The organism is Streptomyces sp. TLI_185, assembly GCF_003814765.1.
Taxonomy (GTDB): domain Bacteria; phylum Actinomycetota; class Actinomycetes; order Streptomycetales; family Streptomycetaceae; genus Streptomyces.
This window is the reverse complement of record NZ_RKRB01000001.1, coordinates 8,189,676-8,201,726: the sequence shown is the minus strand read 5'-3', so window position 1 is coordinate 8,201,726 and position 12,051 is coordinate 8,189,676. Positions and strand designations below refer to the sequence as shown.

The window sequence follows — 12,051 nt, the reverse complement described above, 5'->3', positions numbered from 1 at the left end:
CCGGCCGGGCATGGCTCTGTCGCTCAGTGCTTGAGGATCTTGGACAGGAAGTCCTTGGCGCGCTCGCTGCTGGGGTTGGTGAAGAACTCCTCGGGGGCGCGGTCCTCGATGATGCGGCCGTCGGACATGAACACGACGCGGTTGGCGGCAGAGCGGGCGAAGCCCATCTCGTGGGTGACGACGACCATCGTCATGCCGTCGCGGGCCAGCTGCCGCATGACCTCGAGGACCTCGTTGATCATCTCGGGGTCGAGCGCTGAGGTGGGCTCGTCGAACAGGAGCGCCTTGGGCTCCATGGCGAGGGCGCGGGCGATGGCCACGCGCTGCTGCTGGCCGCCGGAGAGCTGAGCAGGGAACTTGGGCGCCTGGTCGGCAAGTCCGACGCGGTCGAGGAGCCGGCGGGAGCGCCTGTCGGCTTCTTCCTTCTTGCGCCCGCGGACCTTGATCTGCCCCAGCGAGACGTTCTGCAGAACGGTCTTGTGGGCGAACAGGTTGAACGACTGGAAGACCATGCCGACGTCCGCGCGGAGCCGCGCGAGGGCCTTGCCCTCTTCGGGCAGCGGCTGCCCGTCGAGCAGGATCGTGCCGGACTGGACGGTCTCCAGCCGGTTGATCGTCCTGCACAGTGTCGACTTTCCCGACCCGGACGGGCCGATGACCACGACCACCTCCCCCTTGCCGACGGTGAGGTCGATGTCCTGCAGGACATGCAACTCCCCGTAGTACTTGTTGACGTCATGCAGCTCGATCAGCGGATCGACGGCCATTCGCAGCCCTACTCACTCTCAGCTGTGTCGTGGTTGCCGCAAACTATCCGGACGGGAGTTGACTTACGTCACGACACGCACTTTTCGGGCATAAGCCGTATTTACGTCGATCTTAGGTCGGTCGCTCCACTCATGTCTCCGCGACCTCGCCGTACAGCTGCGAGAGCTCGGGAACCCCGCTGGACGCCCACTCGTGCCCGGAGGTCACGACGTCGAACTCACGGCCCGAGGCGAGCCGTACGACGGGCTGGCCGTCCGGCCAGATCTTCCAGGCGGCGCCGGGCACGGTACGCACGATGACGGTGCCCAGATAGAGGCCCGCGTCGTTGCCGAGCCAGTGCAGCACCTCGGGGTCGTCCCGCCAGCGCGGCAGCAGCTGGTCGAGCGCCTCCAACGAGGCTGCGGAATCGTCGAGTTGGACGCCCTCCTGGGACGCCTGCGAGCGGAGGAGTTCGCACTCGGAGAGGAGTTCGGCGATGCCCTCCGGGTCGGGGATGCCGGGCTTCTCATGCCGGTGGCCCAGAAAAGGGATCTTCATACCCCCCAGCGTGTCATTCGTACCGGCGTGCGCACCACAGGCGCGCGGGCGCTCACTTCGGGGCGATTTCGCGTCGACTCCGTGCATGGCTCGTTGACGGGTCCCTCACGTCTCTCTAGCTTCGCGATGCGTCTTTCGTCCCACCGGTGAGCGGGAGGAGTCGGCCGTGCGTCGACATGTGCGGGGATTCGCGGTTGCCATCGTCTCGTTCGCCTTCCTGGCGCCGGCCGTGTCGGCACGGGCTGCTGCCGACGAGAGGACACAACCACAGCCGCTGGAGCGGCTCTTCGACAGCGTCGCGGTCAGCGACAACACCCGTTCGGGCCTGGCGAACCTCGACGGCTACGGCGGTTCCCTGTCGGCACAGGACCTGCAGGCCGCGGGCTGGACGCCCGGCCGCGCGCTCACCGTGCAGGGAGCCCGGCTGACCTGGCCGCGGCGGCTGCCGGGCGAGCCGGACAACGTACTCGCCGACGGACAGTCCGTGCGCCTCGGCGGACGCGGCGACGCGCTCGCCTTCCTGGTGGCGGGCACGGGCGGGGCCGGCGCAAGCGGCACGGGCTCGGTCTCGTACCGGGACGGCACCCGCTCCTCGTACGCACTGACCGCTCCCGACTGGCGCGCCGGCCCGCTCGCCACGAAGGCGGTGGCACTGCCGCACATCAACACACCCGGCGGTCAACTCACCGAGCAGGCACGGCTGTACGTGGTGACCGTGCCGCTGGTCCGGGGACTCCAGGTCGCCTCCGTGCAGCTGCCGCGCGCCGCCGGTCTGCATGTCTTCGCACTGGCCGTGCGGGCCTCGGGCGGGGGCTGGACCGGCAGTTGGGCGGCGGCGACCTCCGGTGTCCGGGCCGTGGGGCCGTGGAGTGACCGGACGGTACGGCTGGTGGTGCACACGTCGGTGGGCGGGCCGCGGGTACGGCTGCGGTTCGACAACACCTTCGCGGCGGCGCCGGTACGGATCGGTGCCGCGACGGTGGCCGTGCAGCAGGAGGGGGCTACGGCGCGGGGAGTGCCGGTGCCGCTGTCGTTCCGGGGCACGGCGGGGGTCGAGATCCCGGCCGGGGCTCAGGCGTTCAGCGATCCGCTCGGCTTCGTGGTGCCTTCGGACGCGAATCTGCTGGTCAGTTTCCATCTGCCCGGGCCGGTGGCGGCTGCGCCCGTGCACCAGCTGGCGGTGCAGCGGTCGTATGTGAGCACGGCGGGCGACCATACGGCGGAGGGCTCCGGGGCGGCGTACACCACGACCCTGACCAGGTGGCCGCTGCTGACGGGGGTGGATGTGGGCGGTGGGCCGGGGTCGGTGGTGCTGCTCGGGGACTCGATCACCGACGGGGACAAGTCCACGACGGGCGCGAACCGGCGGTGGCCCGACGTGCTGGCCGGACGGCTGCTGAGGCAGCATGTGGTCCCGCGCTACGGGGTGCTCAACCAGGGGATCTCCGGGAACCGTGTGGTCACCGACCGGTATCCCGGTGACGGGGTCTCCACGGACATGGCCGGGGTCAGCGCCCTGAACCGGTTCGACCGTGACGTCCTCGGCCAGACCTCGGTGCGCACGGCGGTCGTCTTCGAGGGCGTGAACGACCTGCGGGGGCAGACCACGGCGCAGCAGATCGTCGCGGGGCTGCAGGAGATCGCGGACCGGGGGCATGCGCGGGGCCTGCGGATGCTGGCGGCCACGATCCTGCCCTGCGGGGGCCAGGCGCGGTGCACGGCTGCCGTCGAAGCGGAGCGCTCCGCGGTGAACGCGTGGATCCGGGGCTCCGGGGTGTTCGATGCCGTGCTCGACTTCGACGTGGCGGTGCGGGATCCGCGGCGGCCCGCTCGGATGCTGTCTGCGTACGACAGTGGGGATCATCTGCATCCGGGGGATGCGGGGCTCGCCGCGATGGCCCGCTCGGTGGATCTGCGTGCGTTGGTGCCGTGAGCGCCTGGGGGCTGCGCCCCCAGACCCCGCTTCGGCCTGAACGGCCTCGTCCTCAAACGCCGGACGGGCTGAACATGCTGAGCCGGCCCTGCCCGCCTGCGACGCTCTACACCTCCAGGTCGACCACCACCGGTGCATGGTCCGATGCGCCCTTGCCCTTGCGTTCCTCGCGGTCCACGTAGGCGTCCGTGACCGCCTTGGCGAACGGGGCGTTGCCGTAGACCAGGTCGATGCGCATGCCGCGGTTCTTGGGGAAGCAGAGCTGGCGGTAGTCCCAGTAGGTGAACGGGTGCTCGTACTTGAGGGGGCGTGGGACCACGTCCGAGAGGCCGGCCTCGCGCAGGGACGCCAGGGCCGCGCGCTCGGCGGGGGTGACGTGGGTGAGGCCCTCGAAGGCGGCCACGTCGTAGACGTCGTCGTCCGTCGGGGCCACGTTGTAGTCGCCGAGCACGGCGAAGGGGCGGCTGCCGCCCGCGTCGCCGGCGACTGCGGCCTTGAGGGCCTCGAACCACTGGAGCTTGTAGGCGTAGTGGGGGTGGTCCACCTCGCGGCCGTTCGGCACGTAGACCGACCAGACGCGGACCGGGCCGCAGGTCGCCGAGATGGCGCGGGGTTCCGGGGCGCCGTCGTAGCCGGGGTCGCCGGGCAGGCCCTTGACCACTTCCTTGAGGCCGACGCGGGAGAGCACCGCCACGCCGTTCCACCGGCCGGTCGCGTTCACCGCTGCCTCGTAGCCGAGGTCGCGCAGTTGGTCGAACGGGAACTGCTCCTCGGCCAGCTTGGCCTCCTGGAGGCAGAGCACGTCCGTGCCGCTGCTCTCCAGCCAGGCCAGGAGCCTCGGCAGGCGGGCGGTGATCGAGTTCACGTTCCAGGTCGCAATGCGCATGCCTCACAACCTACCGGGCCGGTCTGACAACGCGGCCGGCCCGCCCGCCGGGCATCCCGTCCTCAGACCTCCGCCGAGTCCCCCGGAGTCAGCCGCAGGTGCTCCGAGCCGCCGAGCCCGCCGATCTGGCGGTCGTAGACGGGGCGGGCCAGGTCGGTGAGGAGGGCGTCGTGGATGTCGTAGGCGCGCTGCGGCTTGACCTCGCGGACGTAGTCGATGACCTCGGAGATCTTGCTCCAGGGCGCCTGCACCGGGAGCATCAGCGTCTCGACCGGGTGGTCGGGGACGGTGAGGGCGTCGCCGGGATGGAAGACCTTGCCGCCGTCGACGAGGTAGCCGACGTTCGTGATGCGCGGGATGTCCGGGTGGATGACGGCATGCAACTCGCCGTGGACCTGGATGTCGAAGCCCGCGGCGGTGAACGTGTCACCGTGGCCGACGGTGTGCACGCGGCCCGGGAAGGCGGCGGAGATCTGCTCCGCGACGGAGGCGAGGGTCCAGATCTCGGTGGCCGGGTCGGCCTCCATGGCCGCCCGCAGCCGGCCCTCGTCGAAGTGGTCGGGGTGCTCGTGCGTGACGAGGATCGCATCCGCGCCGATCGCGGCGTCCTGCTCGCTGAACCCGCCGGGGTCGAGGACGAGCGTGCGCCCGTCCTTCTCGAGACGGACGCAGGCGTGCGACTTCTTCGTGAGCTTCATGGCCACCATCCTGCCCCGTTCGCGGGAGGCTCGGGCGGCTGAGACTGGTGCTTTCGCTGCCCGGCTGACGATCAGTGGATGATCGCCAGGTGCTCACTCGGTGGGGGTCGTTTCCTCTCTTATGACCTGCTGGGCCACCTTGAACGCGCTGTTCGCCGCCGGCACGCCGCAGTAGACGGCCGCCTGCATCAGTACTTCCTTGATCTCGCTCGGCGTGAGGCCGTTGCGCAGGGCGGCGCGGGTGTGGAAGGCGAGTTCCTCCAGGTGGCCGCCCGCGACCAGGGTGGCCAGCGTCACGCAGCTGCGGGCACGCCGGTCGAGACCGGGACGGTCCCAGATCTCACCCCACGCATACCGGGTGATGAACTCCTGGAAGTCCCCGGAGAACTCGTCCGCCTGCGCCAGCGCGCGGTCGACGTGCGCGTCGCCGAGCACCTCGCGGCGCACCTTGAGGCCCGCGTCGTAGGGGTCGGGACGTCCGTTCACCGGTGGGGGTACGACGGCGGCCGGGGCTATCTCGGCGATCGGCGCGGGCTGATGGGGCTGCGGGGACGGTGCGATCACGGGCTTGACGGGGGCCGCCGGGATGGCGATCTGGCCCGTGGACGACTCGACGTAGCCGGGCTGCCAGGCGGTGGAGAAGTGCCGGACCAGCAGGTCGGTGACGGCGGCGGGCTGCTCGACCGGCACCAGGTGGGAGGCCCCGGGGACGACGGCCAGGCGCGCGTCGGGTATGCCGGCGACCAGGGTGCGGGCCTCAGCGGGGCCGGTGACCTTGTCCTCCGAGCCGACGAGGACGAGGGTGGGCACGCCGACGCGGCCGAGTTCGGGCCGTACGTCGAACGCGGCCAGGGCCTCGCAGGCGGCGATGTAGCAGCCGGGGTCGGTGGTGCGGACCATCTGCACGGCCCAGTCGGTGATCGCGGGTTGCGCGGCGGCGAACCCGCCGGTGAACCAGCGGTCGGGCGAGGTACGGGCTATCGGGTCGAGCCCGTTCGTGCGGACTATCACCCCGCGCTGCCGGAACTCGTCGGCCGTGCCGAAGCGGGGCGAGGCGGCGATCACCGCGAGCGAGGCGAGCCGCTCGGGGTGGCGCAGGGCCAGCTCGAGACCGATCGCACCGCCGAATGCACAGCCCGCGTAGCCGAAGCGCTGCACGCCGAGCGCGTCGAGCGTGGCCAGCAGCCGGGAGGCGAGTTCACCCACCGAGCCCACCGGGTGGGCGGGCGCGCCGCCGTGCCCCGGCAGGTCGAAGCGGAAGACGCGCCACTGCTTCGCCAGCTCGGGCACCTGGCGGTCCCACATGTGCCATGTGGTACCCAGTGAGGGACCCAAGATCAGGACCGGAGCGTCTTCTGGCCCGTCAAAGCGGTATTGCAGGGGGTTCGTCGGTGTCTCACTCACGCCCTGCACGCTCTCACATCTCACGTTTTCTCACGCGTGGGGGTCGCAACCCCATGCAAGCCGTCCCACACTGTGGCGGCTCCGCGAAGATCCTCCGCGCTCGGCTTCACGTACCACTTCTTGGTGGTCACCAATCGACGCGTAACCGCTCGGTTCATAGCGGCGATGCAGCAGCCGGGGTCGGTGGTGTTCAGTCGAGCAGGGTCATGTCCACGCTGGTCAGGGAGAGCGGGGTACCGGCCTTACCGCCCCGGACCCGCCCGGCCTGAACGGCCCATTTCATCCACGGTTATTTGGCGGTACGAACGTCCCTTCGTGGCGACGGTCAGCGATGCTGCGCCGACCACGAACCGGCATCGGATCTGCCCCTTCGCGTTCGGTGGGAGCTTCTTGAATCGGATCGGGCAGGATTACTCACTGTCCTACAGAGCGTGGAGACTCCAGGGTGCTCGGCGGCGGGCCGAGGATCTCGATGTGGTGGCGTGCGGCGGCATGGCCGAGGGCCGCCGGGTCGAACGGCCCCGGATCGGGGAGCCGGTGCTCGCGGGCCGGGGCCCCGACATCCGTGGCGAAATCCTCGAAGCCGGACGGCGTGGTGATCTGCAGGCAGCGCAGTGGTTCCTCGGAGCCGACGACGAACGTGTGGGGCAGGCCGACCGGCAGCAGTACGAAGTCCCCTGGGCGGGCTGTGAGTTCCTCGCCGTCACACAGAAAGCGGGCCGTGCCGGACAGGATGTAGAACATCTCGTCCTCTTCGAGGTGCCGGTGCAGCGGCGGGGCGAAGCCGACCGGGTTGAGGAACTCCGCCACGGTGAGCCGGCCCCGGGTCTGCGCTCCCGCGGCCTTGACGGTGACGAGGTTGCCCAGGAACCACAGAGCCTGCCCCTCGGCACTCCCCAGGATGTAGGGACGGTTGTCGGACGGCATGGCCGCCTCCCATTTGGAGAGACAACGTCTGGTTAATATGACGCTAGTATGTCGGGTTATGGGCGTCAAGAGCAGTCCGGCCGACCGTGGGCGGCGCCGATACGACTCGCCGCTGCGCGACCAACAGGCCCGGCAGACCCGCCAGGCGATCGTCGCGGCAGCGAACCGGCTCTTCGTCGTCCGCGGCTACGCGGCCGCTTCCCTCGCCGACATCGCCAGGGAGGCCGCCGTGGCGCGGCCGACCGTGTTCTCCGCGTTCGGCTCCAAGGCCGCGCTGCTTCGCGAAGTGGTGGACCAGGCACTGGCGGGCGACGACGAGCCGGTGCCGGTGGCCGAGCGCCCCTGGTTCCGGCCCGTGCGCCAAGCGCAGACCCCACAGGCGGTCCTGGACGCCTACGCCGAGGTCTGCCGCATCATCGGCGAGCGCGCCGCAGAGATCTTCGAGGTGGTGCGCCGGGCCGCGGATCAAGGCCCCGAGCTGGCTGAACTGTGGGGCACGATGCAGCGCAACCGACGCGCTGGAGCCACCATGGTGATCGACCGCGTCGAGGCACTTGGCGCCTTGCCGCACGGCCTCGACCACGAGCGGGCCGTGGACGTCGTGTGGATGTTCAACGATCCTTCCCACTACCGGTCCCTGGTCCGGGCATGCGGCTGGAGCGAGCGGGAGTACGCCGCCTGGATCGCCGACCAGATGCACCACGGCCTCGGCCTCGACGCCAGCGGGCCCGCCTCCGGCGACGCGGTACGGTGCGAAGACGACTCGTAGAGCCGTGACCTCACCCCAATCACCACAGCGCGGGACCGGCTGCGGCAGCACCCCCAAGGCGAACGTCCGCCCGAAAGAGCTGGACGGCATGATCCCGGCCCTTCCTGTTCTTCGCCGTGGCGATGATCGGCTCGTACGTGCTGGCCTTCCAGGTGTATCTCGCCCTGCCCCTCGCCGCGGCGAACGCCCTCGGGGCGAGCGGCTCGACGGTGACCAGTGGGCTCTTCGTGGTCTCGGCCGCGGTCACCGTCGCGGGGCAACTGCGCCTCACCCGCTGGGCGAAGGCGCGCCGGCGGCCCGAACAGGCGCTGGTGCGGGGACTGGCCGTCATGGGACCTGCGTTCCTGCCGCTCGCCGTCACCTCCCACGGCTCGTCTCTCGTGGTGCTCGCCTCTCTGGTCGTGGCGGTGGTCCTGCTCGCGGCGGGGTCCGCCGTGGTCTACCCGCTGGAGATGGCCACCGTCGTCGCCCTGTCCGGCACTCGCCTCGTCGCCACGCACTACGGCCTCTACAACACCGTCTCCGGCGCGGGCATCGCCCTGGGCAACCTCGTCAACGGCGCCCTGTGGGACTTCGCGCTGCGACACGATGCCCTCTGGCTGACCTGGGCGGCGCCGACCGCCACCGGACTGGCCTGCGCGGCCTCCGTCGCCGCGCTCGCCCGGCGCGGACACCTCACCGCCCCCCGGTCCGAGCTCGTGGCAACGTAGGTCCGAAAGGCCATCAGGTTGTCCCGCGGGCGCCTTTCTGAACGCGAGGAAGACCAGACCCGTATGAATCACGGGCACCACAAGCCCGCCCACCTGTCCCCCCGCCCAGGATGAGCCCGATGACCAGTTCCGAGCAGCAGCCCGCGCGACCACCGCTGCGGCGGTGGCGAGCCCTGCTGGTGCTCGGGCTGCTGCTCGTGGGGCTGCTGGGCATGCACGCCCTGGCACCCGGCGGCCTCACCCCGGGCGATGGCCACACCCGCCCCATGGCAGTCGCCGAGACCATGAACGGGGACGGTGACTGCATCGACGGGCAGTGCGGCGGCTGCCTCGCCCAGCACGCGGACACGGTCTGCGCGTCGGCCGCCGTGAGCGAAGGGCCGCGACTGCCTGCCCTCACGGCCGATCCGGCAGCCTTTCCCGCCGCGGCCGAGGCGGCGTACTCGTACGTGGCTGCGGCTCCGGACGGTGCCCGCGCACCTCCATCCCTTGCCGAACTCCAACTCCTGCGGATCTAGAGGCACTTCCGGCACCGCGCCACGAACCGGCGCGACGGCCTCGCACGCCCTGATCCCCACTTCCGCACAGCAGGAGTTCAAGCATGTCCACCACCCCTCACCACCTCACCCGCCGTGCCGCCCTCATCGTGGCCACCGCCACCGCCTCGCTCGTCCTCGCCGCCTGCGGCGGAGGCAGTGACAACAGCGGCAGCGCCAACGAGGGCCACAGCAACTCGTCGTCCGCGAGCGACACCGCCGGCGCCCACAACGCCCAGGACATCGCCTTCGCGCAGGGCATGATCCCGCACCACCAGCAGGCCGTGCAGATGGCCGGACTCGCCGCCGACCGTGCCTCCTCCGCACAGGTCAAGGCCCTCGCCTCGCGCATCGAGAAGGCGCAGGACCCGGAGATCAACACCATGACGGGCTGGCTGAAGTCCTGGGGCAAGGACGTCCCGTCCTCGGACGGTTCCATGAGCTCCATGCCCGGCATGGACGACTCCAGCGGCTCGGGCATGGCCAACATGCCTGGCATGATGGGCAGCGCGCACATGGCCGAGCTGAAGAAGATGTCCGGCAAGGAGTTCGACACCATGTTCCTGACCATGATGGTCGAGCACCACAAGGGCGCCGTGCAGATGGCCACCACGGAGAAGGGCAAGGGCAAGTACGGCCCCGCCACGGGAATGGCCGACGGCATCATCAGCACGCAGACCGCAGAGATCACCGAGATGAACAAGATGCTCGGCAAGAGCTGACACCTGCAGCCGGGGGCCGGTGGCCACACCGCCCCCGGCCCCCTTCACAGAACCGGGACCCTCAGCCGGAGGGGCGCAGACCGTCCACCGCGACCCGGACAAGCCTGCGTACCGCGTCCTCGGACCGCAGTCCGCCCGCCGCGGCGAGCGCGTGCAGGCAGTAGGCCGCCAACTCGTCGGTGGCCACGTCGTCCCGCACCTCACCCGCCTCCACTCCCTCGGCGAGCAGGTCACCGATGAAACGGAGCAGATGCTGCTCGGCATGGGCCACGTGGTCGCCGCGGTGCAGGGCCGCACCGATCTCCGCGTCGTGGCCGTGGCGCCGCTGCTGGATGAGGCCGTAGGCGTCGAGCACCGCCGTCAGCCGCTCGCCGAAGCTGCCGGGACGCTCGCGCAAGGCGACGAGCTCCTGCAGATGGCCCGCGATCTGCCGCTCGTGCCACGCCGTCATGATCGATTCGACGTCCGGGAAGTACTTGTACAGCGTCGCCCGCCCGATCCCGGTCCCCTCGGCGATCCGGGACATCGTCACCCCGCGCAGCCCGTGCTCGGCCACCAGGGCCGCGGTGACCTCGAGCACTGTCTCCCGCACCGCGCGGCGGTGCTCCTCGATCGTCTCGTTCCACAGCTTCGGCACACGTGCAGTGTACGAGGTGACCGCATTGGATACACCTTGGATTGACAGAGACACCGTGTATCGATAACCCTGACGACAGCCTACGGATCCGGACTCGCGTGAGGTCCGGCCGACCCCCGCGCAGGGAGGACGCCATGTCCGTCTCACCGCACCGTCCCGGTGCAGCCGGCCCACGCCGAGGCCGGCGCCATCCGCGGCCGGGTACTGGATGCGGGCTGCGGCACCGGCGAGCACACCCTCATGGCCGCGGGCCTCGGCCTCGACGCCACGGGCATCGACCTGGCCTCCCGCGCCCTGCGAACCGCCGAGGACAAGGCCCGGGTACGCGGACGGACCGCTCGATTCCTGCGGTACGACGCCCGTGAACTGGCCACCTTCAGCGAGCAGTTCGACACGGCCCTGGACTGCGGCCTCTTCCACGTCCTCGGCGGCGAGGTCCGCACCGCGTACGTCGCCGGCCTGCGGACCGTACTGCGGTCGGGTAGGCGCTGTTTCCTGCTCTGCATCAGCGACCGGGAGCGCGGCGACTGGGGCACGGTGCACCGGGCGAGCCGGAGCGATGTCGAGGCGGCGTTCTCCGACGGCTGGCGGATCGACTCCGTCGAGCCGTCCGCCATCCACCTCATCGGCGACCCCGGTCATGTCGAGGCATGGCTCGTCGCCCTGACCAGAACCTGACCGCCGACCCGCCACCCCCGAGGATTGCCATGCCGACGACAGAAGCCCGCATACACACCGCCCGTCCCAGCCGGTACCTGGTCCAGCTGGGCAAGCACTTCGCCAACAAGGGCCGCCACCTCGGCCACCGTCCGCGGCCTCACCACGGCGGTGATGTGACGGCATCGGCCGAGACCCACATGCCCCCCGGCATTCAGCCGGACCAGATCCACGTCGAGTATTCCGACGCCCATGGCGTGCTCCGCCTGCCCTGGGGCCGCTGCACGATGGACGCCGAAACGGACGCGCTTGTCCTGCGCGCCGAGGCCGACAACGAAGAGGGACTGCGGCAACTCCAGGAGCTCCTGGCCGCGCACATCGGCCGGTTCGGCAGGCGGGAAGATCTGCGGGTGGAGTGGCGTCGGCTGGAGACGACGCCTGCTGCCCGGCCGACGGAAGAGACCGCCACCGTGCGCTCGGCCCAGCACCCGATCCCGGCACGCCGCAGGCACCTCACCTGGGCGGGGATCGCAACCCTCGCGATCCTTGTCGTCGCCATCCATCTGGGCGCTGCCGATGCGCTGCTCTCCGCGCCGCGGTGGACGGGCTGGGCCGCCTGGGGTGTCCTTGCAGCGGTCGTCCTGAAGGTCACGGTCCTGTCGGTCTGGGGCCGTCGCGCGCACCGCCGTAGGCGCGGCAGGTCGGACAGCGGTTCAGCGGCCTGATGAACCGACGGGATGTATCGGCCTGCCTGGAGGAGGATCCATCGCAACCGCCTTGCGGTCCTGACGGCGCCCGGTTCACGTGAGCCGGGTCCCGTCAGCGCTACCTGACGTTCATCCCCGCTATATATCGTCACCCGATATC

General features: G+C 70.6%; 13 protein-coding genes and 1 pseudogene. 7 read left to right on the top strand and 7 right to left on the bottom strand.

Features of this window, described 5'->3' with window-relative positions; genetic code table 11:
• Nucleotides 1-23: 23 nt before the first annotated feature.
• Both EDD92_RS37740 and EDD92_RS37735 read right to left on the bottom strand, forming a co-directional pair.
• On the bottom strand, nt 24-767 hold the full coding sequence (locus tag EDD92_RS37740) for an amino acid ABC transporter ATP-binding protein (RefSeq protein ID WP_123968448.1): 744 nt from the start codon (nt 765-767) through the stop codon (nt 24-26).
• Between the two features lie 130 nt (nt 768-897).
• Nucleotides 898-1,305: a DUF6278 family protein gene (locus EDD92_RS37735; RefSeq protein ID WP_123968447.1), complete on the bottom strand. Its 408-nt coding sequence runs from the start codon at nt 1,303-1,305 to the stop codon at nt 898-900.
• Nucleotides 1,306-1,471: 166 nt separating this feature from the next.
• On the opposite strand from EDD92_RS37735, the gene EDD92_RS37730 reads away from it, so the two are divergent.
• The gene (locus EDD92_RS37730) at nt 1,472-3,238 is read left to right on the top strand and encodes an SGNH/GDSL hydrolase family protein (RefSeq protein WP_260327029.1); all 1,767 of its coding nucleotides are present in this window, start codon (nt 1,472-1,474) and stop codon (nt 3,236-3,238) included.
• Nucleotides 3,239-3,344: 106 nt separating this feature from the next.
• Here the strand turns inward: EDD92_RS37730 and EDD92_RS37725 are convergent, their stop codons facing one another.
• The 4 genes from EDD92_RS37725 to EDD92_RS37705 all read right to left on the bottom strand — a co-directional run bounded on the left by EDD92_RS37725 (nt 3,345) and on the right by EDD92_RS37705 (nt 7,153).
• A complete protein-coding gene (locus tag EDD92_RS37725) occupies nt 3,345-4,124 on the bottom strand; it encodes an exodeoxyribonuclease III (RefSeq protein WP_123968446.1) in 780 nt (259 codons plus the stop codon).
• A gap of 62 nt (nt 4,125-4,186) precedes the next feature.
• A complete protein-coding gene (locus EDD92_RS37720; RefSeq protein WP_123968445.1) occupies nt 4,187-4,822 on the bottom strand; it encodes an MBL fold metallo-hydrolase in 636 nt (211 codons plus the stop codon).
• Nucleotides 4,823-4,915: 93 nt separating this feature from the next.
• Entirely contained in the window at nt 4,916-6,226 is a 1,311-nt protein-coding gene (gene pcaC, locus EDD92_RS37715) for a 4-carboxymuconolactone decarboxylase (protein WP_123968444.1), read from the bottom strand.
• 414 nt (nt 6,227-6,640) lie between these two features.
• Nucleotides 6,641-7,153: a cupin domain-containing protein gene (locus EDD92_RS37705; RefSeq protein WP_123968443.1), complete on the bottom strand. Its 513-nt coding sequence runs from the start codon at nt 7,151-7,153 to the stop codon at nt 6,641-6,643.
• Between the two features lie 58 nt (nt 7,154-7,211).
• Between EDD92_RS37705 and EDD92_RS37700 the strand changes: the two genes are divergently transcribed.
• The 4 genes and pseudogenes from EDD92_RS37700 to EDD92_RS37685 all read left to right on the top strand — a co-directional run bounded on the left by EDD92_RS37700 (nt 7,212) and on the right by EDD92_RS37685 (nt 9,890).
• Entirely contained in the window at nt 7,212-7,922 is a 711-nt protein-coding gene (locus EDD92_RS37700; protein WP_123968442.1) for a TetR/AcrR family transcriptional regulator, read from the top strand.
• A 92-nt stretch (nt 7,923-8,014) separates the two neighbouring features.
• A pseudogene (locus EDD92_RS37695) lies at nt 8,015-8,632 on the top strand (MFS transporter); the annotation flags it as partial.
• Between the two features lie 119 nt (nt 8,633-8,751).
• Nucleotides 8,752-9,150, top strand: a complete 399-nt coding sequence (locus EDD92_RS37690) for a DUF6153 family protein (RefSeq protein WP_123968441.1) — start codon at nt 8,752-8,754, stop codon at nt 9,148-9,150.
• 83 nt (nt 9,151-9,233) lie between these two features.
• Nucleotides 9,234-9,890 (top strand): DUF305 domain-containing protein, encoded by a 657-nt coding sequence (locus tag EDD92_RS37685; RefSeq protein WP_123968440.1) that lies wholly within the window; start codon nt 9,234-9,236, stop codon nt 9,888-9,890.
• Between the two features lie 61 nt (nt 9,891-9,951).
• Here EDD92_RS37685 and EDD92_RS37680 read toward each other — a convergent pair whose 3' ends face one another.
• Nucleotides 9,952-10,527, bottom strand: a complete 576-nt coding sequence (locus tag EDD92_RS37680; protein WP_123968439.1) for a TetR/AcrR family transcriptional regulator — start codon at nt 10,525-10,527, stop codon at nt 9,952-9,954.
• A gap of 159 nt (nt 10,528-10,686) precedes the next feature.
• On the opposite strand from EDD92_RS37680, the gene EDD92_RS37675 reads away from it, so the two are divergent.
• The gene (locus tag EDD92_RS37675) at nt 10,687-11,205 is read left to right on the top strand and encodes a class I SAM-dependent methyltransferase (RefSeq protein WP_123968438.1); all 519 of its coding nucleotides are present in this window, start codon (nt 10,687-10,689) and stop codon (nt 11,203-11,205) included.
• 29 nt (nt 11,206-11,234) lie between these two features.
• On the top strand, nt 11,235-11,909 hold the full coding sequence (locus EDD92_RS37670; protein WP_123968437.1) for a DUF2218 domain-containing protein: 675 nt from the start codon (nt 11,235-11,237) through the stop codon (nt 11,907-11,909).
• The last annotated feature ends 142 nt before the right edge of the window (nt 11,910-12,051 follow it).

Excerpts from the sequence above, each read along its gene's own strand:
- EDD92_RS37740 (WP_123968448.1), bottom strand. The coding sequence starts at position 767 with ATGGCCGTCGATCCGCTGATCGAGCTGCATGACGTCAACAAGTACTAC.
- EDD92_RS37735 (WP_123968447.1), bottom strand. The coding sequence starts at position 1,305 with ATGAAGATCCCTTTTCTGGGCCACCGGCATGAGAAGCCCGGCATCCCC.
- EDD92_RS37725 (WP_123968446.1), bottom strand. The coding sequence starts at position 4,124 with ATGCGCATTGCGACCTGGAACGTGAACTCGATCACCGCCCGCCTGCCG.
- EDD92_RS37720 (WP_123968445.1), bottom strand. The coding sequence starts at position 4,822 with ATGAAGCTCACGAAGAAGTCGCACGCCTGCGTCCGTCTCGAGAAGGAC.
- EDD92_RS37705 (WP_123968443.1), bottom strand. The coding sequence starts at position 7,153 with ATGCCGTCCGACAACCGTCCCTACATCCTGGGGAGTGCCGAGGGGCAG.
- EDD92_RS37700 (WP_123968442.1), top strand. The coding sequence starts at position 7,212 with ATGGGCGTCAAGAGCAGTCCGGCCGACCGTGGGCGGCGCCGATACGAC.
- EDD92_RS37690 (WP_123968441.1), top strand. The coding sequence starts at position 8,752 with ATGACCAGTTCCGAGCAGCAGCCCGCGCGACCACCGCTGCGGCGGTGG.
- EDD92_RS37685 (WP_123968440.1), top strand. The coding sequence starts at position 9,234 with ATGTCCACCACCCCTCACCACCTCACCCGCCGTGCCGCCCTCATCGTG.
- EDD92_RS37670 (WP_123968437.1), top strand. The coding sequence starts at position 11,235 with ATGCCGACGACAGAAGCCCGCATACACACCGCCCGTCCCAGCCGGTAC.